This window comes from Pseudomonas matsuisoli (genome assembly GCF_014647635.1).
Taxonomy (GTDB): domain Bacteria; phylum Pseudomonadota; class Gammaproteobacteria; order Pseudomonadales; family Pseudomonadaceae; genus Pseudomonas_P; species Pseudomonas_P matsuisoli.
This window is the reverse complement of sequence record NZ_BMPO01000006.1, coordinates 90738-113109: the sequence shown is the minus strand read 5'-3', so window position 1 is coordinate 113109 and position 22372 is coordinate 90738. Positions and strand designations below refer to the sequence as shown.

The window sequence follows — 22372 nt, the reverse complement described above, 5'->3', positions numbered from 1 at the left end:
CGGATTTCCCACGATGACTTTCGCTTCGCTTGGCCTGTTCGAACCGTTGCTCAACGCACTGGATGCACTGGACCATCGAACGCCGACGCCCGTTCAGGCGAAAGCGATACCTGCAGTATTGAGTGGTCGCGACGTGTTAGCGGCCGCACAGACCGGAACCGGCAAGACGGGTGCCTTCGCATTGCCCTTGCTACAGCGGTTGATGCAGCAGGGGGTGCCCGCGGGCGCCAATGGCGTGCGCGCGCTGATCCTGGTGCCGACGCGCGAGCTCGCTGAGCAAGTGCATCAGGATATTCAGGCCTACGCGGCGCATTTGCCGCTACGCAGCCTGGTGGCCTATGGCGGCGTGAGCATCAACCCGCAGATGATGAAATTGCGCAAGGGCGTTGACGTAATCGTCGCGACACCTGGGCGGCTGCTGGACCTACATCGCCAGAACGCAGTGCGTTTCGAGCGGCTGCAAGCGCTCGTGCTCGATGAGGCGGACCGGATGCTGGATCTGGGGTTCGCACGGGAACTCGATGCGTTGTTCCGGGCATTGCCCGAACGACGGCAAACCCTGTTGTTTTCCGCGACCTTTTCGAGTGAGGTCCGCCAAATGGCGGATGGGCTGCTGCATGACGCGCTGTCTATCGACGTCAGCCCGCGCAATGCCGCGGCACAGAGCGTCAAGCAATGGCTGGTGCCGGTCGACAAGAAGCGCAAGACGGAGCTGTTTCAACACCTTTGGCACACGCGGCGCTGGCAGCAGGCGCTGGTCTTCGGCAAAACGCGCAAGGGCGTCGAGCAGCTGACAGCCGAATTGATCGCCAACGGCATCGCGGCGGACTCCATTCATGGGGACAAGCCGCAACCCTCGCGTTTGAAGGCGCTGCAACGGTTCAAGGCCGGCGAGGTGCGGGTATTGGTCGCTACCGATGTGGCGGCGCGTGGGTTGGATATCGAGGCGCTGCCGCTGGTGGTGAACCTGGACATGCCTATCGTTCCGGAAGACTACGTGCACCGCATCGGACGTACGGGACGTGCGGGAAGCGAAGGCGAAGCCGTGTCACTGGTCTGCGCCGATGAAGTGCAGCAACTGGCGGCGATCGAAACTTTGATCCGGCAGGTCCTGCCTCGGCGAGAAGAACCAGACTTCGTCCCCGATCATCGGGTACCGCAAACGACGCTGGGTGGTCAGGTGATCAAGAAGCCAAAAAAGCCCAAGCAGAAGTTGATCCCTGGCAGCACAAAGGACGGCAGCGGAGCGTCTCGCGTTCATCTCGGTGCGTTTCAGGAAGACGCCAAACCGAGCGTAAAACCGGTACGGGCGATGCCAGGGTTCGGGAAAAAGTCCCCTAAGAAGCCGCGTTGATGTTGATGGGCTACGCCGGGTAGGCGCGAGCTTGCTGGCGATCAGTTTGGGCGAATGGGATGTAGACGATCGGTGTCTGTCACGAACGCAGTGTCGCTAATTGGATCCTGATCGCCCACAAGTGGGCTCCTACAGGGAATGGGTGAACGCCGCGTCTACCGTGTAGGAGCCCACTTGTGGGCGATCACGATCTGACCGGCTAAGCCGCAACGTCTGACAATCTGCGGTCGACTTGGCGAGCCCCGTCAGACTGCTACGAAACGTACGTAATGCCCCGGCTTATCCTTCCTCCGCAACCCTCAACCACTCCAGCACGCCCTTCGCCGCCTTCCTCCCGGACGCGAAACACGCGGTCAGCAGATAGCCGCCAGTAGGCGCTTCCCAGTCGAGCATTTCGCCCGCGAAGAACAATCCCGGTTGAGCACGCGCCATGAGATTGTCATCCAGTCCTTCCAGGCGAACGCCGCCTGCGCTGCTGATCGCTTCCTCAATGGGTTTTGGCCTGTGCAGGACGATCGGTAGCGATTTGATCCAACTTGCTAATAGGGTCGGATCATCGAAAGCCTCCCGTGGCGCGAGCTCACGCAATAGCGCGGCCTTCACGCCCTCCAAACGGACTTGCGTGTGGAGGTGCTTGCTCATCGAGCGGCTACCCCTGGGTTTGGTGAGGGCGGCGGCAATCTGCTCGCGGCTGCGGCTAGGCAGTAAATCCAGGTGCAGGGTTGCGGTTCCCCTCCGGGCGATGGCCTGGCGAATCGGCGCTGAGAACGCATACACCAGGCTACCCTCGATGCCGTCGCGGGTCAGGATGAATTCGCCCGTCTTGGCCGGCTCGCTGTCGAGGCTCAAGGCGACATTCTTCAACGGCGAACCGGCGAATTTCTCAACCAGCAGCGCACTCCAGCGCTCGACGTCGAAGCCGCAATTGCTGGGGCATAGTGGCGCGATGTCCAGGTCCCGTTCAGCCAGCGCGGTAACCCATGCACCATCGGAACCGAGGCGTGGCCAACTGGCTCCGCCCAAGGCCAGCACCGTCGCGCGTGGGGACAACGTGAGCGTGGCGCTCGGGCCGGTTATGCACAGGTGTCCGGCCTCGTCCCAGCCGGTCCAGCGATGACGCGTGTGAATGTTCACACCGAGTTCGCGTAGCCGCCGAAGCCAGGCACGCAGCAGCGGGGCGGCCTTCATATCGGAGGGAAATACCCGGCCGGACGTACCCACGAAGGTCTCGATACCCAGACCGTGGATCCATTGGCATAAGGCGTCTGCGTCGAAAGGTTTTAGCCAGGCGTCGATGGCGTCCTGCCGCTCGCGGTAACGGCTAACGAACGCAGGATAAGCTTCAGAGTGGGTGATGTTCATGCCACCCACGCCCGCCAGCAGGAACTTGCGCCCCACCGAAGGCATCGCGTCATAAAGGTCCACTGCCAGGCCCGCTTCGGCGAGTACCTCCGCGGCCATCAATCCGGCAGGGCCGCCACCGATGATGGCGATGGACGAGGAGGGATGGTCGATCATGGGTGGCCGGCAAGCAGAAAAAGGGCGGGGATTGTAGCCCGTCGGGTGGGTTAGCGCAGCGTAACCCACCGTTTTCCATACGGACTCATCCCAATGGCGATACGCCCGCCGTACCCCCAGCCATTTGCTCTTGGGCGGGCGTCGACTTGAAGTTCGGCGCGCTGTCGGGGACCAACACAACCTTGCGGCAATCCTCTTGCTTGTCGTTGAAGATCTTGTAGCCCTCGGCAGCCTGCGACAGCGGCAGCCGGTGGCTGATGATGACGTCGGGCTTTAACGCGCCGCTCTCGATGTGTCCCAGCAACTCCGGCAGGAAACCATGGACATGGGTTTGCCCCATCTTGAACGTCAGCCCCTTGTCGAACGCATCGCCGAACAAGAAGCCATGTATGGGGCCGGCGTAGACGCCAGGCACGCTCACCGTGCCGCCACGGCGAACCGCAGCGATGCACTGGCGCAATGCCTTGCCACTGGAGCCTTCCAGCTTGAGCGCGGTCAGCAGGGTTTCGGTGGTGCTGCCTTTGGCTTCGAAACCTACGGCATCGATGGTTGCGTCCACGCCGCGATGCCCTGGCGTCGCTTCAAGGATGACCTCTGCCGGGTCGTCTTCCTTGTCGAAATTGATGGGAATTACACCGTAGGTCTTCTGTGCGAACTCCAGTCGGAACGGGTGATGGTCGACCATGAAGATTTGCTCTGCACCCAGCATGCGGGCGCACGCGGCCGCCATCATGCCGACCGGTCCAGCGCCGAAGATTGCAACGCTGGAGCCCTTGCCCACGCCGGCATTACGCACCGCTTGCCAGCCCGTCGGCAGGATGTCGGTAAGAAACAGCACTTGTTCGTCTTGCAGCGTATCCGGGATCTTGAAGGGGCCTGCGTTGGCCTTGGGTACGCGTACGTATTCGGCTTGGCCGCCAGGCATACCTCCGTACAAGTGGCTGTAGCCGAAAAGCGCGGCCCCCGAGGGAAGCGATTTTTTGTTGACGATGGCCCCACGGTCAGGATTGCTGGTTTCGCACGCCGCATGCAGATTCATCTGACAAAAGAAGCAATCGCCGCAGGCGATCACGAACGGGACGATGACCCGATCCCCTTTTCTAACGCTCGTGACCGCTGGGCCTGCCTCTTCGACGATACCCATGAATTCGTGGCCAAGGATGTCGCCGCTTTTGGTCAGCGGAATCTTGCCTCGATACAGGTGCAGGTCCGAGCCGCAGATGGCCGTTGCGGTCACCCGCAGGATGATGTCATCCGGTTCCTGAATGACGGGGTCTGGCACATTGTCGACGCGTACGTCTTTGGTCCCGTGATAGGTCAACGCTTGCATGGTCGCTCATCTCCCGCAGGTGGATTAGCCCTGGTGGGCGTCTTCCAGTAGGCGATAGCGAGAACGCAAGGGTTTCACGGCGCAGATGAGCGGTGAGCTCTCCTTAGGGGTTGCCCGCCGCCGCAGGACGCAAGCGTTGCATCATCCGGCCACCGAACACATTGATCAGCAGGCCCGCCATGACCAGGGCGCCACCTACCCATTGCCAGTCGCTGAGTTCCTCGCCCAGCATCAACGCGGCAGAGGCGAGACCGACGATGGGAACCAGTAAAGACAGGGGCGCGACTTTGCCCGCGGGATAACGTGAAAGCAGCACGCTCCACTGGCTATAGCCGTAGAGCGTGGCGACGAATGCCAGATAGAAAATGGCAAAGATCGAGCTGAACCCGATGTTGTGCAGGGCCGTCGCGATACGTTCGGGACCTTCCAACCAGAGTGACAGCGCGAGGAACGGCAGTGGCGGAATCAGGCTGCCCCACACCACCAGACCCAGTAGGTTTACGTTGCCGAAACGCCGGGTGATGATGTTGCCCAGCGCCCACATCGCTGCACCGCACAGGGTTAGGATCACCGCGTGCACCGGCGTGACATGATTGCCTTCGAGGCCGATCAATGTCAGGCCACCTGCGGCAACCAGCAAGCCGAGCAGGTTGCTGGCGCGCAACCGTTCACCGATGAATAAAGCGGCGAAGATCATGGTGAAGAAGGCCTGCGCCTGCAGTACCAGGGAGGCGAGGCCGGGCGGCATGCCTTGCGCCATGGCTTCGAACAGGAAGGCGAATTGGCCGAGCGAAATGGTCAAGCCATAGGCGACAAGCCAGAAAACCGGAAGCGCAGGGCGCTTGATGAACAGGCATGCGGGAAGCGCAACCAGCAGGAAGCGGAGCGCGCCAAGTAGCATCGGTGGCAGGCCGTCGAGCCCTACCTTGATGACGACGAAGTTGACCCCCCAGGCCACGATGATGGATAGCGCCAGCAGCAAATCACGGGGAGACATCGCAGTCACTCTCGAACGGATGGAAAGGGGGGATTGTCACCTGTTACCAGATATGACGAGCGGCACAGTCCCCGGTTAATGCACCCGTACAGTCGGATGACCGCCCTCGTAGGTCGGGTGGAACCCGACGTGGACGTGCAGGGTTCTTGAGGTTTGACGGGATGAGCATCGCAAAAAGCCGCGGGTTGCACCCGCACTACGTAGGTCAGGTGAAACCAGACATGGCCGCTCAGGGCCGCGCGGTTCGATGGGGTTGACCGTCCCAAAAGCCGCGGGTTGCACCCGCCCTACGGGTAGGGCAGGTACGGTTTCAAAGGGCGGCCAACGTCCGGTATTCGTCCTGCGCGTGCTGGTCGGTCATACCGCTGATAACGTCCTGCAACAACCGGCACCGATGATAGAACTCCCACAGCGCCTGATCCGGCAAGCCATCGCGGGCTTTGATGGCTTCGTGATAAGCCTTCACCAACTGGCTGGGCAGGCGTCGGGCGAGCATCTGCAAATGCGGGTTCCGCGCGTATCGGCCGGTCGTGAGAGCGTCGAACGTGGCCGGATCGACGCGCAGCAGCGGCGCGTAGAAATCCAACAGACCTTGCAGGATGCGATAGCCCTGTAGGTGCAGCGTCTCTACCTCACGATGGCAAAACACCCGCTCGCGGGCGACATCCTTGAACGTCTGCACCACGGCATGCGCCGGACTGTCGTCCTCCATCAAGGCGCGGTCGAAGGTGCCGGCATGAATGGCGTCGATGTGCGCGATGAACTGGTCGGCTGCATGCTCCACCAGCGGATGAATCATGTTGACGCGTAGCCAGATGAAGAACTCGCTTACCTTGTTGATCGATTCGTTCTGCGAGCGCTCACGCGCATAGGCGATCAGAGCACCGAAGCGACGTCCCTTGTCATCCACCGCAGGATCGTCCGGCCGATGCAGAGCGAACGTCTTCACCAGGAGTTCGGCGAGCGTTTCGATATCGAGAATGCCTTTTTCCACCGAATCCTCGATATCCGCCAGACAGTAGGAAATATCGTCTGCCGCCTCCATGACGTAGGCCAGTGGGTGTCGACTGCCGGGCGCCATGCCTTGTGTCAGGCAAAGCGCCTCCACAAAAGGCTCTTCCGACAGATAGAAACCCGGCTTCTTGGCAAGATAAGCACCGGCAGTGCCGGCCGCTGGACGTGGCCGGTAGGCGGCGCGCACGTACTTCAACAGGCACGCGGTCTGCGTGTAGGTCAGGTTCAGCCGCAACAGACTGACCACCAGGCGTATCGTTTGCGCGTTGCCCTCGAATTGCTTCAGATCGGCGAGCATGCGGTGGCGCAAGGCAGCATCATGATCGGTGTCCGCCAACGCCGTGTCGAAATGCTCATCGAGATGCCGTTCGAACCACTCGCTGATAGCGAACTCGCCAAAGTGCCCGAATGGAGGGTTGCCCACGTCGTGCATCAGACAGGCCATTTCCACCAGGCTTTCGACGGCGCGCTCCAGGCCTGCGAGGCCATATCCAGGCGCCTGATCACCCAGTTTCTGGAACAGCGTCCGGACGATGAATCGACCGACCTGCTGAACCTCCAGTGAGTGCGTCAAGCGGCTACGTACGGCGGCATTTCGCTCGAGCGGGAACACCTGAGTCTTTTGTTGGAGGCGGCGAACGGCAGCGGAATTAACGATGCGACCACGGTCACTTTCGAACGCCTGCATTAGTTCGTTGGGTGAACAGTCGGACGCCGTCAAGCGATGTTCGAGGCGGCTATGGGGGCGTTGTCGAGAAAGTTTGGAGGTGAAGTCGACGGACATGATCGGGCGCACGCTGAAAAGATGAGGCGAGGGTACCACCTGCATGATGCCGATGAGGATTCGGGTCGTCGAAGGGGGACGGCGAGCCGCTTTGGCGCCGTGTCGCACCTCGTCGTCGGTGTACGGTCGGATGGAGGAGCCCCGAGGAGTGCCTATGGACCGTTTGCCGACCCTGGATACACCGCGTTTACTACTGCGTCCCTGGCGTGACGCCGACCGAATACCCTTCGCCGAGCAAAGCGGTGACCCGAAAGTGATGAGCTTTTTCCCCGGGCCGATGACACCTGTGGAAAGCGATGCGCTGGCGGACGCTATCCAAGCGCATTTCACTGAACACGGTTACGGCTGGTGGGCAGTCGAAGTAAAGGGCGGTGACCCGTTCGTGGGTTACGTCGGCATTCAGCACTGTGATTTCGCGGCACCGTTCGCGCCTGCCGTCGCCATCGGCTGGCGACTCGCTGCGGAGCATTGGCAAGAAGGGTATGCCCATGAAGCCGCCGAGGCCGTTCTCGATTTCGCCTTTGATCGCGCCGGGCTGGAGGAAATCGTCGCGTTCACGGTGCCCGCGAATCTGGCATCGCTGGGTCTCATGGAGCGTCTGGGCATGACCTACGATGCACGGGATGACTTTCAGCATCCCCACTTGCCGCCGGAGCACCGCCTACGGCATCACCTGTTGTATCGCTTGAGTCGTGCTGCGTGGCAGGCACGTGGCTAATGCGCTTTTGGATCGTCCATGAACGGGTTGCGTGGCAACGCGGCTCGCGATGAAACGGCAACAGACCCTAATATGCCCCCATTAATCGATTGCCTGCCTAAGGAAACCCCATGAGCCGTGTATTGGATGACCTTGTCGCCCTGTTGACCCTGGAGCCCATCGAAGAAAACCTGTTCCGGGGGGCAAGCCAGGATATTGGCTTCCGCCAGCTGTTCGGCGGGCAGGTAGTCGGTCAGGCACTCTCGGCTGCCACGCAGACGGTCGACGCTAGCCGCCCTGTTCATTCGCTACACGGTTATTTTCTGCGTCCGGGCGACGCCGCGATGCCGGTGCTCTATCAGGTCGATCGCGTTCGGGATGGCGGCAGCTTCTGTACCCGCCGGGTGACGGCGATTCAAAAGGGCAAACCGATCTTTTTCCTCAGTGCGTCGTTCCAGATCGTCGAAGCCGGTCTCGAGCACCAGACCTCGATGCCCGAGGTGCCAGGCCCCGACGGATTGGTGTCCGAAGCGGAACTGGCGCAGCGGATCGCTGAACGCATTCCGCCGGCGATCCGCGAGCGCGTATTGGGTGATCGGCCGATCGAAATGCGTCCCGTGCATTTCCAGGACCCCTTCGCGCCGCAGGCCGCCGAGCCGGTGAAGCACGTGTGGTTTCGCGCCAACGGCACTCTGCCGGACAACGCGGCATTGCATCGTTACCTGCTGGCCTACGCCTCGGACTTCAATCTGTTGCCGACGTCGATGCTGCCCCATGGCGTGTCGTTCTGGCAGAAGTCGATGCAAGTGGCGAGCCTCGACCATGCGATCTGGTTTCATCAGGAGCCGAACCTGAACGATTGGCTGCTGTATGCGATGGACAGCCCGTGGGCAGGCGGCGCACGCGGCTTTTGTCGGGGCAGCGTGTACGATCTTAAGGGCCGCCTGATTGCGTCGGTCGCCCAGGAAGGGCTCATCCGACAGCGCGGAGATGTGCAATGAAGTGCGCTGACATTCGTCACTGGGTGTTCGACATGGATGGCACGCTGACGGTCGCCGTGCATGACTTCGCCGCCATCAAGCGGCACCTCGACATCCCGGCAGAAGATGACATCCTGCACCATCTGGCGGCGTTGCCCGAAACCGAGCAAGCGGCCAAGCACGCCTGGTTGCTGGAGCACGAGCGCGCACTAGCGGAGGCGTCTACAGCGGCGACAGGGGCGGTGGAACTGGTGCGGTATCTATGTGAGCGTGGCGACCAGATTGGCATTCTTACCCGCAACGCTCACGAGCTTGCCCTGATTACGCTGGAGGCTATCGGACTGGCAGACTGCTTCTCGGTCGAGGATGTCCTGGGGCGCGCCGACGCGCCGCCCAAACCGCACCCTGGCGGTTTGCTTCACCTCGCTGAGCGATGGGGCGTCGAGACGCAAAACATGGTCATGATCGGGGATCACCTGAACGATTTGGCATGCGCGCATGCGGCTGGCGCGCGAAGCATCCTCGTCAATTTGCCCCACAACCCATGGCCCGAATTCGGCGATGCGATCGCGCAGGATTGCCGGGAAATTCAGGCATGGGTGGCGCGGGGATAGGTGAGTAGAGCGACGCGATGAGGCCGTTACGCGTGGTCGATATTCCACACGTGCGTTTGCTCGTGAGATCGCTAGGCCGCACGTACGGCGCGGTTACTGTAGGGGCGGCTTTAGCCGCCGACTCATCTGGAACGCGACTCTATAAAACTAACCACCCCTAAAGCTGCTTCGCCCGGAACGTGTCGCACTCGGCGGGAGAGCCCGCCTCATATCCGCGCTTGAACCACCGAACGCGCTGCTCGGAGGACCCATGGGTGAACGAATCAGGCACGACGCGACCCTGGCCGCGCTGCTGCAGACGGTCATCGCCAATCGCAGTGGCTGCGTTCAACGCTTCCTCCAGATCACCAGGCTCCATCCAGTCCAGGCGCTGCTGCGCATTGAACGCCCATACGCCTGCATAACAATCCGCCTGTAGCTCCTGGCGCACGGAAAGCCCCGTAGCGCCTTCCATCGGCGTCCCGCGTTGGCGGGCGGCTTGGATCTGCCGGGGCAAACCCAGTAGGTTCTGCACGTGGTGACCGACTTCATGGGCAATGACGTACGCCTGGGCAAAGTCGCCGGCTGCCTGGAAGCGCTGCTCCAGTTCCTGGAAGAAACTCAGATCTAGGTAAACCTGGCCGTCACCGGGGCAATAAAAGGGTCCCACGGCGGAGGAGGCAAAGCCGCATGCGGACTGTGTCGCACCGTTGAACACGACTAATTTTGGGCGCTGGTATTGGGCGCCTTCGGTGGCGAACAGTGCGTCCCAGGTGTCCTCGGTGTCGCCCAGGATGGACTGAACGAATTGCAATTCAGGATCGGCCTCGCCAGACCCGCTCGTTCGGGGAGCGGGTGCTTCGCTGGCGGTACCCTGAATCTGGCTAAGTACCCGCAGGGGGTCTTCGCCCATCACCAGGCTGAGAATGACCACGATAGCGATGCCGCCGAGCCCGAGCCCGCCGCCAACACGCATGCCGCTACCGCCTCGTCCTCGTGCATCCACGACATTGTCGCTGCGCCTTGCTCGTTGCCAACGCATCGCGGTCTCCTGATGTGATGTCGCCCGGTAGATCAGACGTGTGTTCGACCGGCTCGTTCCGCGCAGGGCTTACACGTTGAAACAGGTTGCGCTCCGCCGCGCGGCGGTTGCTTGCCGGGCGGCGCTGTTCTCCATCGAACCTATCGCGTGGCGCTCGACTCATAACTACGTAAGGCAACCGAACACGGTGCTGCCAAGTGATAAGCGCCGGACCAAGCCGTAGGAGGAATCTCATGATCAATCATGTTTGGGGACTGTTATCTCGTCCAACCCAGGAGTGGAAGAACATCCGCGGCGAGGGTGAAACGATCACGCACATGTACGCGCATCATGTGCTGCTGCTGGCATTGATCCCCGCAATCAGCGCATTCCTTGGCACCACACAGATCGGTTGGCGAGTGGATACCGAGGCAGACCGAGTGGCGGTATCGACTGGCCTGGCGATGGCATTGACGTTCTACGTATTGATCCTGGTCGCCGTCGGCATCATGGGTAACGTGATCCACTGGATGTCCGAACGCTTCAACAATCGCCCGAGCCGCCGTCGCTGCGTGCTCTTTGCCGGGTACACCGCAACGCCGCTGTTCATTGGCGGGTTGGCGCTGCTGTATCCATCGCTGATCCTGTGGGCGATCGTCGGCGTAATCGCCGTGGCTTATACGGGCTACCTGCTCTATACCGGGTATCCGACGCTGTTGGGTGTAAGCCTGGCCGAAGGCTTCAAGGAAGGCTTCACCATCACCGGCGGTACGCTGGCAATTGGTGTACTGGTGTTGGAGCTATTGCTTGCGGCAACCGTTGCCCTGTGGGGCCTGGGCTTCGACTTCGGGGTGAGCTGGTCGCTGTTCCCGGGGCGTTGATCGCTGAATGCGGAAAGCCCGGGTGCTTGAGAAAGCATCCGGGCTTTTTTGGTTTTTCGCCGACCCTGATCGCCCACAAGCTGACCGCAGCCCGGTGGGCTCCTACGCGGTTCGCAGCGCATTGTAGGAGCCCACTTGTGGGCGATCAGCGATCGTCAAAACGACCGCATCACCGACGGCAGGTACGTCACCGCCTAACCAACATCACTCCCGCCTCCATGTGATGCGTATACGGGAACTGATCGAACAGCGCACAGCGCTCGACACGGTGGGTATCGCTCAACTGCGCGATGTTGGCCGCCAACGTTTCCGGATTGCACGAGATGTAAAGAATCCGCTCGAAACGCCGGGTCAGCTCACAGGTGTCTGGGTCCATGCCCGCACGGGGTGGGTCAACGAAAACCGTACCGAAGTCATAGCCCTTCAAGTCGATACCCGCGAGACGGCGGAAAGGTCGCACGTCGTTCAGTGCTTGGGTGAGTTCCTCGGCAGAAAGCCGGACCAGCGACACGTTGTCGATCCCGTTATCCGCCAGGTTATGCAAGGCGGCGTTGACCGACGTTTTGCTGATTTCCGTTGCTAATACCTGGCGTGCACGAGTGGCCAAGGGCAGGGTGAAATTGCCATTGCCACAGTAGAGTTCGAGCAGATCATCGGTACGCTCGCCCATAACCTCGTACGCCCAGTTGAGCATCTTTGCGCACACCTCGCCGTTGGGTTGAGTGAACGCGCCTTCGGGTTGGCGATAACGGAAGGTACGGCCCGCGACCGTCATTTCTTCGTCCACATGATCGCGCCCAATGACGATGCGTTTGCCGCGGGAGCGACCCACGATGCTAACGCCCAGGTCTGCCGACAAACGTTCGGCTTCCCTCTGCCACGCCTCGTCAAGCGGGCGGTGATAGGCGAGCGTGATCAGAGCATCACCAGAAAGCGTGGTCAGGAATTCCACCTGGAACAATTTGAACGACAGCGTCTGGCTGCTCTGCCATCCCGCTTTCAGGCGCGGCATCAATTCGTTGATGCGCCGGCTGGCGATGGGAAAGTCTTCGATCAAGATCGGCGTATGTTTGTCCCCCGGCGCGAACATAGCGTAGAAGCGTTCTTCGTTTTCGCGCCATAAGCGAAACTCGGCCCGCAGGCGGTAATGCTCGCGCGGCGAATCGAATACCTCCGGCTCGGGTGCGGCGAATGGCGCCAGCAGTTCACGCAGGCGAACGACTTTTTCGGCTAGCTGCTGATCGTATTGGGCGGGGTCGAAAACGGTGGCGCTCATGGATCACTCGGGGACGATACGGACGACGGCGCGCATTGTACGGACTTGGCGCACGGGATGCGCGGTCGCCAGGGTCGTTGCGTCGAGCGGTCAGCGCTCTCATTCTTTGCGTGCCGGTCGAAAGTATCGAGGTACCCGGGTTGGCACCCGGTCTACAAAAAGCCGTGCAGTGGCGGCGATCGGTGTACGGCAGCATTCGGATTGCGCCGGTCCGCAGGAGCCGTAGGGCGGGTGGAACCCGCGTGCGGTGTCTCCCGGACGCGTTGCATCCGGGCTGGGACGTATTGTGGTTAAAACAGGCTGAGCTTGACCACGCAAAAGATCGCCAGTGCTACCAGCATGCCATTCAGCTCGCGGAAGCGGCCCGCGATGACTTTGATGGCGACCCAGGCAATGAAGCCAAAGGCGATGCCCGTGGCGATGGAGTAGGTCAGCGGCATCGCCAGCGCGGTGATCACCACGGGGGCCGCGGTGGTGAGGTCGCGCCAATCGATTTCAGCGAGCCCCGAGGCCATCAGTACCGCGACGAACAACAAGGCCGGCGCCGTCGCGAATGCCGGAACACTGCCGGCCAGTGGTGCGAAGAACAGTGCGCCCAAAAACAGCACGGCCACTACGATCGCGGTCAGCCCCGTACGGCCCCCAGCGCTCACCCCGGAGGCGGATTCGATGTAACTCGTGGTCGTCGAGGTGCCAAGGATCGAGCCGCCTAGGGCTGCCGTGCTGTCGGCGATCAGCGCGCGACCCATCTTCGGCATGTAGCCATCCGCCCGCATCAGCCCTGCCTTTTTCGCGACGGCGATAAGCGTCCCGGAGTTATCAAACAGGTCTACGAACAGAAAGGCGAAGATCACGCTGATCAAACCCACATCCAGCGCACCCGCAATGTCGAGCTGCATGAAGGTGGGCGCCAAGGATGGCGGCATGGACACCAGGCCGCCAAACGCGCTGATGCCCAGCAGAATGCTGATGACCGTGACCGTCAGGATGCCGATCAGGACGGCGCCAGTCACACCACGTGCTTCCAATCCGACGATCAGGAAGAAACCCAGAATCGCCAGCAATGCGGGCGGCGCGGACAGGTCGCCGAGGCCTACCGTGGTTGCCGGATTCGCTACCACGATGCCGGCGCTTTGCAGGGCGATCAGCGCCAGGAACAGCCCGATACCGGCTGCGATGGCCGAGCGCAGCTCGAGGGGAATGCTGTTGATGATCCATTCCCGAATCTTGAAGATCGACAACAAGAAGAACAGGCACGCGGACAGGAACACCGCGCCCAGTGCCACTTGCCAGGTGTGGCCCATGCCGAGCACGACGGTGTAGGTGAAGAACGCGTTCAGTCCCATTCCGGGTGCCAGGGCGATCGGGTAATTGGCGATCAAGCCCATGACGGCGGAACCGAAGGCGGCGGCGAGGCAGGTCGCGACGAAAACCGCGCCTTTGTCCATGCCGGTTTCCCCAAGGATGCTGGGGTTGACGAACAGGATGTAGGCCATCGTCAGAAAGGTCGTCACGCCCGCGAGAATCTCAGTGCGAACGTTGGTGCCGTGGGCCTGGAGTTGGAAGAGTCTTTCCAGCATGGAAGAAGGTCCCCGTATGGCGAATCGCCAAAGTCATAGGAAGTACGTGCGGCCGAGCTTGCAAACGATGGGCCGAGAAAGGCGCGCGAGCATAGCAAGCCGGAGGTTTCTCCGCCCGTATCGTGTTTTCGACCCGATGAGCCGCACCTCCCTGATCTTCTTGCCGTTTACCCGTTGACCGGAACGATCAGCAGCCGCCTCTCGTCCCAATCCAGGAGACGCAGCTGACTGCGCACACCTTTAACCGTGAGGCTCCCATGAACGCGATTACCCCACCCCCGGGCGGAAATTCCCATGCCGTGCACCTCATTTCCCTGAGCATTAATGGGAAGAAGCACGAACTCGAGGTTCGCCCCTGGACGACACTGCTGGATCTGCTGCGTGAAAACCTGCAGATGACCGGTACCAAGAAAGGCTGCGACCACGGCCAGTGCGGCGCGTGCACCGTGCTTGTCGATGGCCGACGCATCAATAGTTGCCTGACCCTGGCCGTGATGCACGATGGTGCCGAATTGACCACCATCGAAGGACTGGCCAGCGAAGACGCCTTGCACCCCATGCAAGCGGCCTTCGTCAAACATGACGCGTTTCAGTGCGGTTACTGCACACCAGGCCAGATTTGCTCTGCCGTTGGGCTCGCTAACGAAGGACGCGCCCACAGCAGCGCCGAAATTCGCGAAATGATGAGCGGCAACCTGTGTCGCTGTGGCGCCTACAACAACATCCACGATGCGGTGCAGGAAGCCTTGCCTGTGTGCCGTGGGGAGGGCACCGCATGATTCCGTTCGCCTACAGCAAACCGACGGCAGTGGATGAAGCCGTGAAGATGGCCGGGCCGGACGCGCGCTTCATCGCGGGTGGCACGAACCTGCTGGACCTGATGAAGGAGAACGTCGCCCGCCCTGAGCGTTTGATTGACATCAATGCGCTGCCGCTGCGCGATGTAGAAACGACCGCCACCGGCGGATTGCGGGTGGGTGCTCTGGTGCCGAACTCGGACCTCGCCTGGCATCCAGAGGTCGAAGCGCGTTACCCGTTACTGTCTCAGGCGATTCTCGCCGGGGCTTCGCCGCAACTGCGCAACATGGCGACTACCGGCGGTAATCTGCTTCAGCGCACGCGCTGCTATTACTTCTATGACAGCGCGGTGCCGTGCAATAAACGCGAGCCCGGCAGCGGCTGCCCTGCGAAAGAGGGCGTCAACCGTATTCACGCGATCCTGGGCGCCAGCGACCAATGCGTGGCGACGCACCCTTCCGATATGTGCGTGGCCTTGGCAGCGCTCGAAGCCGAGGTGATCGTCACCGGGCCTGGCGGCGAGCGGCGCATTCCATTTGCCGATTTCCATCGCTTACCTGGGGATCAGCCGGAGCGCGACAACGTGCTCGAAGCAGACGAGCTCATCCTGGCAGTCGAGCTTCCCGCCGAGCGTTTTACCACGCACTACGCGTATTTGAAGTTGCGTGATCGTGCGTCCTACGCGTTTGCGCTGGTGTCGGTTGCGGCCGCGCTGGAAATGGACGGCGACCGCATTTCAACGGCGCGAATCGCTTTAGGTGGCGTTGCGCACAAACCCTGGCGGGTCGCAGAGGCCGAAGCGCTATTGGTCGGCCAGTTGGCGGATCAGGCCAACTTTGCCAAGGCGGCGGATGCGCTGCTGCGCGGCGCACAACCGCTGGAACACAACGCGTTCAAGGTCGAGCTCGCCCACGGCGCCATCATTCGGGCACTGGGTGAAGCCGCGGGAGGTATCACGCAATGACAGCCATGCAATCCCCAGTGGGCAAGCCGCTTGACCGCGTCGACGGCCCCAAGAAGGTTACCGGCCAAGCGCAGTACGCCGGTGAGTTTGACGCGCCAGGTCTGCTTTATGGCAGCGCGGTGTCCAGCGCCATCGCGCGCGGCCGCATTCTGACCCTTCATACCGAAGCCGCAGAGAACGTCCCGGGCGTTCGCCTCGTCCTGACGCATCTGAACCGGCCGAAAATGGCCGGCGAGAACGATGCCTACGAAGATATGGACGCCGCTGATGGTGCGCCTTTTCGGCCGCTCTACAATGACCGGGTGCTCTACAGCGGCCAGCCGATTGCACTGGTCGTGGCGGAAGACCTGGAAATCGCGCGGCATGCCGTCTCGCTGATCGAAGTCGAATATGACGTGGAGTCCCACGAGACCGATCTTTACGCGCAGCTGGACCGTGCGCATGACGCCCCAGCCGAACTGCCCGAGGCGCGTGGCAACGTCGATGCGGCATTGGCGAAATCCGACCAGACCATCGACGTCGAATACCGCGTGCCAGTTGAGCATCACAACCCGATGGAGCCGCATGCGTCCACGGTGATGTATTTCCCGGACGGCAGCTTGTTGATCTATGACAAGACCCAGGGCACGCAGAACAGCCAGGCTTACATCGAGCAAATCTTCGGTTTGGAAGGGCAGGTCCGCGTGCGTGCGCCCTTCGTCGGCGGTGCTTTTGGCTCAGGGCTGCGCCCGCAATATCAACTGGTGCTCGCCGTAATGGCGTCGCTGACGTTGAAAGCGCCAGTGCGCGTAACCCTGACGCGTCAGCAGATGTTCACCTTCGGTTATCGACCACGCATGTCCCAGCGGTTACGCATGGGCGCCTCGGCGGACGGTAAGTTGCAAGCGATCGAGCACAGCGTGATCGGGCAAACATCACGGTTCGAGGACTTCACCGAACACGTCGCCGAATGGTCAGGGATGCTCTATCACTGCGACAACGTGGCACTGAAGTACAGCCTGGTGCCGCTCGACGTCTATACGCCGCTGGACATGCGCGCGCCCGGTGCCACCGAGGGCGTCTATGCACTGGAGTCCGCCATGGACGAGCTTGCCTGCGCGGTGGGCATGGATCCGGTCGAATTCCGTTTGGCGAACTACACCGATTTCAATGCAAACGAAGGCAAGCCCTATTCGAGCAAAGAATTGCGGGCGTGTTACGCCCAAGGTGCCGCGCGCTTTGATTGGAATAAGCGATCAGCCGAGCCTCGAAGCATGCGAGAAGGGCACGAGTTGATCGGCATGGGCATGGCGACCGGTGTCTGGGAAGCGATGCAGATGCCCGCCAGCGCCAAGGCGGCGCTATGCAGCGACGGAACTCTGCGTGTCAGCAGCGCCACCACCGATATCGGTACTGGCACCTATACCGTAATGACGCAGATCGCCGCCGCAGCGTTTGGCCTGCCGGTCGAGCGCGTCGAGTTTCGTCTCGGGGATTCATCGTTTCCAAAAGCGCCTTTGCAAGGCGGCTCGTTCACGGTGTCGTCGGTGGGCAGCGCGGTTCAGAAAGCGTGCGATGCGCTTAAGGAAAAAATCTGGGAAGCGGCGCGGCAGCTGGCGGACTCACCCTTAGCGCAGGGCGCGGTCGATGACCTGCGGTTCGTGGACGGACGTCTGCAACTGGGCGATTCGCCTGAGCACGGGATGGCGCTGGAAGACATCGTGGCAACCTGTGGCCCCATCGAAGCCGAAGTGGACGGCAAGCCCGGGGAGGCGCGCGAGAAGTACGCTACCGCGACCCATTCGGCGGTTTTCGCCGAAGTACGGGTGGACGAGGCCTTGGGTACCCTCCGCGTCGTGCGTATCGTCAGCGCGGTAGCCGCAGGCCGTGTGGTCAACCCCAAGACGGCGGGCAGCCAGATTCAGGGCGGCGTGATCTGGGGGATTGGGCAGGCGCTGCAGGAAGAGACGTTGATCGACCACAAGCTCGGGCGATACATGAACCACAACCTGGCGGAGTACCACATCCCCGTCCACGCGGATTCGCCAGAGCTCGATGTGATTTTCGTCGAGGAACACGATGAGATCGTCAATGCCCTGGGCTCGAAAGGCGTCGGGGAGATCGGCATCGTCGGCGTCGCGGCGGCCATCGGCAATGCGGTGTACCACGCTACGGGTAAGCGGGTGAGGGAGTTGCCGATCACGTTGGATAAGGTGTTGTAGTCGGCCGTCTTAACCTTCGGTGCATCCGCTTTAGCCGCGATACTACTGATCTGGCGGAATAGCTCTGCCTCTCACGGCACCGGCGCTTCATGCATCCGATCCCGATGCGCGAGCGTCGGGAACAGCTTCACCCACAGCCCAGTAATCACGATGGCGCCGACACCACCTGCGACCACCGCCGGCACCGTGCCGATCCACGCCGCCGTGACGCCGGCCCTAAATTCCCCTAGTTGATTCGACGCGCCGATGAACAGGCCATTGACGGCGCCCACCCGTCCGCGCATTTCGTCCGGTGTTTGCAATTGCACGAAGGCGCCGCGGATGACCATGCTGATCATGTCGGCAGCGCCCAGCACGACCAACGTCGCCAAGCTAAACCAGAGCGACGTGGATAGCCCGAAACCGATGGTCGCAACGCCAAATATCGCCACGGCGGTGAACATGACCGGGCCAACCTTGCGTTCGATGGGAAAGCGCGCCAGCCAGAACGACATCAGAAGCGCGCCGACGGCGGGGGCGGAGCGCAACAGCCCGAGCCCCCAAGGGCCGGTAAGCAGGATGTCCTTGGCGAATACGGGAAGCAACGCCGTGGCGCCGCCCAGCAGCACGGCGAACATGTCCATCGAGATGGCGCCGAAAATGTCCGCACGGCTGCGAATGAAGCGAAAACCCGCAAGCAGGGATTCCATGGAGACCTTTTGCTTCAGTGGCCGCTGGCGAGAAGGAAGACTCAGCATCAGGCTCAGGGCCAGTGCGTAGAGCACCACGCTCGGCCCATAAACCCAGCCCGCGCCAAGCGCGTAGAGCAGGCCACCAATCGCCGGCGCGACGATGGTCGCGGATTGCATCGCCGATGCGGCTGCGGCTACTGCCTTGGGAAACAGCCCCGCCGGCACGATATTCGGCAGCAGCGCTTGGGTCGTTGGCATCTCGAATGCACGCGCGCTGCCCAGCAGGAACGCAATGACGAAGATCATCTCGCGGGTGACCGTGCCGGTCGAACTGCCGAGCAGCAGGGCCAAGGCCACCAATCCCTGAGCGGCTTGGCAGATTGCGGCCACGCGACGCCGGTCGAAGCGATCCGCGACGTGGCCGGTGAACAGAATGAACAGGATCTTCGGCATGAATTCGACCAAGCCCACCAGACCGAGGTCCAGCACGCTGCCGGTGAGCGAGTACATGTGCCAGCCGATGGCAACGGTCAGCATCTGGAAGCCGCTCGCGGTAAACACCCGCGCGAACCAGAAAGCCATGAAGGGGCGATGGCGGAGGAGGGACGTTTCGGCTGACATAAGGCACCGGAGTTGCGCGACGGAGCCGGGCATCTTAGCCGTTTGTGACAGATTATTGCTGGGTGAGATTGGGTGTGGGGCGTTGGGTGGATTAGGTAAGGAGCGGGTACGGTGTGCAGGTGGGTGGCGACTGGTCGACTGGATCGCCAGTAAGCTGATCGCAGCCCGGCTGGCTCCTACGAAAAGCGGGTGATGCGCGGACTTGAGCTCCGACGCGATTCCTGTAGGAGCCAGCTTGCTGGCGATCCGATAGTTGCGGCGACGCTGAGATTGCGTGGTTGCTGCTGATATTGATCGCCCACAAGCTGACTGCAGTCCGGTGGGCACCTACAGGTATCGCGTCGTAACACAGGTTTGCGCATCACGTGCTTCTTTGTAGGAGCCCACTTGTGGGCGATCAGTATCAGCGGCAACTGCTTAATTTCGCCGTCGCCAGGACTACCTGATCGCCAGCAAGCTGATCGCAGTCCGGCTGGCTCCTACAGGTGCTGCGTCGTAACACTGGCCTGCTCATCACCTACGCCCAACCTCACAACCCCATCATCAACCGAATGCCATACGCCAACACTGACACCGCGAGCACCCCGCCCAGCCAGAGGCCGACGAACCACGCAAGGCGTTTCCAGAGAGGACGTTGCATCAGTGGTAGCCCTCGCCCAGTTTCATCTTGCCGCGGAACACGAAGTATCCGTACACCGTGTACATCAAGATGATCGGCACCATGACGACGACGCCGACCAATGCGAATTTCTGGCTCGATTCGGGCGCTGAGGCGGCGGTGAAGCTGATGGCGGGTGGGATAATGTTTGGCCAGAGGCTGATGGCCAGTCCGGTATAGGCCAGGAAGATGAGCGCCAGGGTGAGCAGGAACGGCTGGTTGTCCTTTTTCAGGCGGACCGAGCGCAGCAGGGCGGCCAGACTGGCGAGCACCAGAATGGGGACCGGCGAGAAGTACAGCAGGTTGGGCAGATCGAACCAGCGCGACGCAATGGCCTCGTGGGCGAGCGGCGTCCATAGACTGACGATGGCGATGCAGGCACCCAGCGCGATCGTTAGCGGTGGCATGAGCTTGAACATTTTGTCCTGCAACTCACCCTCGGTCTTCATGATCAGCCAGCCGCAGCCCAACATCGCGTAACCCACGACCAGCGCGACGCCGCAGAACAAGGGAAACGGTGCAAGCCAGTCGAACGGCCCACCCGCGAAGGCACGGTTCTCGACAGGAAAGCCATTGATGTAGGCGCCCAACACGACGCCCTGGAAAAACGTGGCGACCAGCGAGCCGAAGATGAACGAGAGGTCCCAGACCGGCCTCGAACGCTTGGATTTGAAGCGGAACTCAAACGCCACGCCCCGGAATATCAGCGCCAGCAACATCAGGATCAACGGCAGATACAGCGCCGACAGCACGACCCCATAGGCGAGGGGAAAGGCGGCGAACAATCCGGCGCCGCCGAGTACCAGCCAGGTTTCGTTGCCGTCCCAGATGGGCGCGACACTGTTCATCATCAGGTCACGTTTGTCCCGTTCCTTGAAGAACGGGAAAAGGATGCCGATGCCTAGATCGAACCCGTCCATGACCACATACATGAAGATACCGAACGCGATCACGCCGGCCCAGATCAGCGGGATATCAATGTTCATGGCGGTCTCCCTCGTCGCTGTCAGCTCGGTCATCCGACTCACTGGCGCCGGACAGGGGGCGCGACGGCGTACGCGCGCGGCCTGGCCCACCTTCTATATCCGTCTGATGTTCCACCGCTTTGAGCTTCGGTCCTTTGCGCATCATGCGCAGCAGGTACGTGATGCCGACGCCGAAGACCAGGAAGTACACGATAACGAACAGCGCGAAGGTGGTGCCGACCTGGGTTGCGCTGTGCCCCGAGTCGGCATCGGCCGTGCGGAGCAGGCCATAGACTACCCAGGGCTGGCGTCCGACTTCCGTCGTGACCCAGCCGGCGAGCACGGCGATCAACCCGGACGGCCCCATGATCAACGCCATTCGATGGAACAGGCGGGCGTCGTATAGCTGTCCCCGTAGGCGTAGCCAGGCGCTGATCAAGCCTGTCAGCACCATGAGCAGACCAAGGCCGACCATCAGCCGGAAACTCCAGAACACGATCGTGGAATTCGGACGATCTTCCGGGGCCCATTCCTTGAGGCCTTTGATTTCGCCATCGAGGTCGTGGGTGAGAATCAGGCTGGCGAGCCGGGGGATGCCAATGGCGTAGTGCGTCGTTTCGGCCTGCATGTCGGGGATGCCGAACAGCAAGAGATCCACGCCGCGTTCCGTGTCCCAGTGCCCTTCCATGGCCGCGATCTTCGCGGGCTGGTGCTCCATCGTGTTCAGCCCGTGCGCGTCGCCGATGACGGCTTGGGTCGGTGCCGCCAGCAGCGCCATCCACATTGCCATGGAAAACATCGTTTTGACTTCCGCGCTGCGGCGCCCCTTGAGCAGGTGCCAGGCACCGGTGGCGCCGACGATGAAGGCGACGCTGACGAAGGCGGCCATCGCCATGTGCGCCAGGCGATAGGGGAAGGACGGGTTGAAGACGATGGCCCACCAATCGGCGGGGTAGAACACGCCATCCACCAGCTCGTAGCCCTGCGGGGTGTGCATCCAACTGTTGGAGGAAAGGATCCAGAAGGTGGATATGAGCGTGCCGATGGCCACCATCAGGGTAGCGAAGAAGTGCAGCCCTTTGCCCACCTTGTTCATGCCGAATAGCATGATGCCGAGAAAACCCGCTTCGAGAAAAAACGCGGTCAGCACTTCGTAGGTTAGCAGCGGCCCCATGATGCTGCCGGCTGCATTCGATAGGCCTGCCCAGTTCGTGCCGAACTGGTAACTCATCACCACGCCGGACACGACGCCCATGCCGAAGGCTACGGCGAAGATCTGCAGCCAGAAGCGGTAGAGGTTGAGGTAAACATCACGTCCCGTTTTTAGCCAAAGCCCTTCGAGCACGGCCAGGTAGCTGGCAAGCCCGATGCTGATGGCGGGGAAGACGATATGAAAGGAAACCGTGAAGGCGAACTGAGCGCGGGCCAGCTCCAAGGCATCGAGGCCGAACATTGATCCATCCTCGTGA

At 61.6% G+C, this 22372-nt stretch carries 19 protein-coding genes; 8 read left to right on the top strand and 11 right to left on the bottom strand.

The genetic code is table 11. The features are described from left to right. The first annotated feature begins 13 nt into the window (after positions 1–13). Positions 14–1354: an RNA helicase RhlE1 gene (gene rhlE1, locus IEY47_RS13800; protein ID WP_188983838.1), complete on the top strand. Its 1341-nt coding sequence runs from the start codon at positions 14–16 to the stop codon at positions 1352–1354. A 279-nt stretch (positions 1355–1633) separates the two neighbouring features. Here the strand turns inward: rhlE1 and IEY47_RS13795 are convergent, their stop codons facing one another. The 4 genes from IEY47_RS13795 to dgt all read right to left on the bottom strand — a co-directional run bounded on the left by IEY47_RS13795 (position 1634) and on the right by dgt (position 6997). After that, entirely contained in the window at positions 1634–2872 is a 1239-nt protein-coding gene (locus IEY47_RS13795) for a TIGR03862 family flavoprotein (protein WP_188983837.1), read from the bottom strand. 85 nt (positions 2873–2957) lie between these two features. Next, the gene (locus tag IEY47_RS13790; RefSeq protein ID WP_188983836.1) at positions 2958–4202 is read right to left on the bottom strand and encodes a zinc-dependent alcohol dehydrogenase; all 1245 of its coding nucleotides are present in this window, start codon (positions 4200–4202) and stop codon (positions 2958–2960) included. 103 nt (positions 4203–4305) lie between these two features. Next, a complete protein-coding gene (locus tag IEY47_RS13785; protein ID WP_188983835.1) occupies positions 4306–5199 on the bottom strand; it encodes an EamA family transporter in 894 nt (297 codons plus the stop codon). A 310-nt stretch (positions 5200–5509) separates the two neighbouring features. Then, positions 5510–6997 (bottom strand): dGTPase, encoded by a 1488-nt coding sequence (gene dgt, locus IEY47_RS13780; RefSeq protein ID WP_188983834.1) that lies wholly within the window; start codon positions 6995–6997, stop codon positions 5510–5512. A 154-nt stretch (positions 6998–7151) separates the two neighbouring features. On the opposite strand from dgt, the gene IEY47_RS13775 reads away from it, so the two are divergent. From IEY47_RS13775 to IEY47_RS13765, 3 genes are all read left to right on the top strand, one after another. Then, positions 7152–7715 (top strand): GNAT family N-acetyltransferase, encoded by a 564-nt coding sequence (locus IEY47_RS13775; RefSeq protein ID WP_373293594.1) that lies wholly within the window; start codon positions 7152–7154, stop codon positions 7713–7715. A 110-nt stretch (positions 7716–7825) separates the two neighbouring features. Then, complete coding sequence (gene tesB, locus IEY47_RS13770; protein WP_188983832.1) at positions 7826–8695, top strand: acyl-CoA thioesterase II; 870 nt, start codon at positions 7826–7828, stop codon at positions 8693–8695. After that, positions 8692–9288, top strand: a complete 597-nt coding sequence (locus tag IEY47_RS13765; protein ID WP_188983831.1) for an HAD family hydrolase — start codon at positions 8692–8694, stop codon at positions 9286–9288. The genes tesB and IEY47_RS13765 overlap by 4 nt, the downstream gene beginning before the upstream one ends. Before the next feature lie 157 nt (positions 9289–9445). Here IEY47_RS13765 and ypfJ read toward each other — a convergent pair whose 3' ends face one another. Then, positions 9446–10309, bottom strand: a complete 864-nt coding sequence (ypfJ, locus tag IEY47_RS13760; RefSeq protein WP_188983830.1) for a KPN_02809 family neutral zinc metallopeptidase — start codon at positions 10307–10309, stop codon at positions 9446–9448. A 233-nt stretch (positions 10310–10542) separates the two neighbouring features. Between ypfJ and IEY47_RS13755 the strand changes: the two genes are divergently transcribed. Further along, the gene (locus IEY47_RS13755) at positions 10543–11169 is read left to right on the top strand and encodes a Yip1 family protein (protein WP_188983829.1); all 627 of its coding nucleotides are present in this window, start codon (positions 10543–10545) and stop codon (positions 11167–11169) included. A gap of 187 nt (positions 11170–11356) precedes the next feature. On the opposite strand, the gene trmA is transcribed toward IEY47_RS13755, so the two are convergent. Together trmA and IEY47_RS13745 are read right to left on the bottom strand one after the other, a co-directional pair. Then, on the bottom strand, positions 11357–12445 hold the full coding sequence (gene trmA, locus IEY47_RS13750) for a tRNA (uridine(54)-C5)-methyltransferase TrmA (RefSeq protein WP_188983828.1): 1089 nt from the start codon (positions 12443–12445) through the stop codon (positions 11357–11359). Positions 12446–12735: 290 nt separating this feature from the next. Further along, complete coding sequence (locus IEY47_RS13745; RefSeq protein ID WP_188983827.1) at positions 12736–14025, bottom strand: NCS2 family permease; 1290 nt, start codon at positions 14023–14025, stop codon at positions 12736–12738. Positions 14026–14282: 257 nt separating this feature from the next. Here IEY47_RS13745 and IEY47_RS13740 point away from each other — a divergent pair, with 257 nt between their 5' ends. From IEY47_RS13740 to IEY47_RS13730, 3 genes are read left to right on the top strand one after another with little or no spacing between them, the layout of a single operon-like run. Further along, the gene (locus IEY47_RS13740) at positions 14283–14804 is read left to right on the top strand and encodes a (2Fe-2S)-binding protein (protein WP_188983826.1); all 522 of its coding nucleotides are present in this window, start codon (positions 14283–14285) and stop codon (positions 14802–14804) included. Then, a complete protein-coding gene (locus IEY47_RS13735; protein ID WP_188983825.1) occupies positions 14801–15787 on the top strand; it encodes an FAD binding domain-containing protein in 987 nt (328 codons plus the stop codon). Before IEY47_RS13740 ends, IEY47_RS13735 begins: the two co-directional genes overlap by 4 nt. Beyond that, positions 15784–17988: a xanthine dehydrogenase family protein molybdopterin-binding subunit gene (locus IEY47_RS13730; protein ID WP_188983824.1), complete on the top strand. Its 2205-nt coding sequence runs from the start codon at positions 15784–15786 to the stop codon at positions 17986–17988. Before IEY47_RS13735 ends, IEY47_RS13730 begins: the two co-directional genes overlap by 4 nt. Before the next feature lie 71 nt (positions 17989–18059). Here the strand turns inward: IEY47_RS13730 and IEY47_RS13725 are convergent, their stop codons facing one another. The 4 genes from IEY47_RS13725 to IEY47_RS13710 form a co-directional block, all read right to left on the bottom strand. Next, positions 18060–19280: an MFS transporter gene (locus IEY47_RS13725; protein ID WP_373293593.1), complete on the bottom strand. Its 1221-nt coding sequence runs from the start codon at positions 19278–19280 to the stop codon at positions 18060–18062. A gap of 529 nt (positions 19281–19809) precedes the next feature. Next, a complete protein-coding gene (locus IEY47_RS13720) occupies positions 19810–19920 on the bottom strand; it encodes a DUF2474 family protein (protein ID WP_188983822.1) in 111 nt (36 codons plus the stop codon). After that, positions 19920–20924, bottom strand: a complete 1005-nt coding sequence (gene cydB, locus IEY47_RS13715; protein ID WP_188983821.1) for a cytochrome d ubiquinol oxidase subunit II — start codon at positions 20922–20924, stop codon at positions 19920–19922. Before cydB ends, IEY47_RS13720 begins: the two co-directional genes overlap by 1 nt. Beyond that, positions 20914–22356, bottom strand: coding sequence for a cytochrome ubiquinol oxidase subunit I (locus IEY47_RS13710; RefSeq protein ID WP_188983820.1), 1443 nt, complete (start codon positions 22354–22356; stop codon positions 20914–20916). Before IEY47_RS13710 ends, cydB begins: the two co-directional genes overlap by 11 nt. Positions 22357–22372 lie beyond the last annotated feature (16 nt).

Bases quoted from the DNA above. Each gene is read 5' to 3' on its own strand.
- IEY47_RS13725 (WP_373293593.1), bottom strand. From the start codon at position 19,280: ATGTCAGCCGAAACGTCCCTCCTCCGCCATCGCCCCTTCATGGCTTTC.
- IEY47_RS13765 (WP_188983831.1), top strand. From the start codon at position 8,692: ATGAAGTGCGCTGACATTCGTCACTGGGTGTTCGACATGGATGGCACG.
- ypfJ (WP_188983830.1), bottom strand. From the start codon at position 10,309: ATGCGTTGGCAACGAGCAAGGCGCAGCGACAATGTCGTGGATGCACGA.
- IEY47_RS13790 (WP_188983836.1), bottom strand. From the start codon at position 4,202: ATGCAAGCGTTGACCTATCACGGGACCAAAGACGTACGCGTCGACAAT.
- IEY47_RS13755 (WP_188983829.1), top strand. From the start codon at position 10,543: ATGATCAATCATGTTTGGGGACTGTTATCTCGTCCAACCCAGGAGTGG.
- IEY47_RS13775 (WP_373293594.1), top strand. From the start codon at position 7,152: ATGGACCGTTTGCCGACCCTGGATACACCGCGTTTACTACTGCGTCCC.
- rhlE1 (WP_188983838.1), top strand. From the start codon at position 14: ATGACTTTCGCTTCGCTTGGCCTGTTCGAACCGTTGCTCAACGCACTG.
- dgt (WP_188983834.1), bottom strand. From the start codon at position 6,997: ATGTCCGTCGACTTCACCTCCAAACTTTCTCGACAACGCCCCCATAGC.
- IEY47_RS13710 (WP_188983820.1), bottom strand. From the start codon at position 22,356: ATGTTCGGCCTCGATGCCTTGGAGCTGGCCCGCGCTCAGTTCGCCTTC.
- IEY47_RS13740 (WP_188983826.1), top strand. From the start codon at position 14,283: ATGAACGCGATTACCCCACCCCCGGGCGGAAATTCCCATGCCGTGCAC.
- IEY47_RS13785 (WP_188983835.1), bottom strand. From the start codon at position 5,199: ATGTCTCCCCGTGATTTGCTGCTGGCGCTATCCATCATCGTGGCCTGG.
- trmA (WP_188983828.1), bottom strand. From the start codon at position 12,445: ATGAGCGCCACCGTTTTCGACCCCGCCCAATACGATCAGCAGCTAGCC.
- IEY47_RS13730 (WP_188983824.1), top strand. From the start codon at position 15,784: ATGACAGCCATGCAATCCCCAGTGGGCAAGCCGCTTGACCGCGTCGAC.
- cydB (WP_188983821.1), bottom strand. From the start codon at position 20,924: ATGAACATTGATATCCCGCTGATCTGGGCCGGCGTGATCGCGTTCGGT.
- tesB (WP_188983832.1), top strand. From the start codon at position 7,826: ATGAGCCGTGTATTGGATGACCTTGTCGCCCTGTTGACCCTGGAGCCC.
- IEY47_RS13720 (WP_188983822.1), bottom strand. From the start codon at position 19,920: ATGCAACGTCCTCTCTGGAAACGCCTTGCGTGGTTCGTCGGCCTCTGG.
- IEY47_RS13795 (WP_188983837.1), bottom strand. From the start codon at position 2,872: ATGATCGACCATCCCTCCTCGTCCATCGCCATCATCGGTGGCGGCCCT.
- IEY47_RS13735 (WP_188983825.1), top strand. From the start codon at position 14,801: ATGATTCCGTTCGCCTACAGCAAACCGACGGCAGTGGATGAAGCCGTG.
- IEY47_RS13745 (WP_188983827.1), bottom strand. From the start codon at position 14,025: ATGCTGGAAAGACTCTTCCAACTCCAGGCCCACGGCACCAACGTTCGC.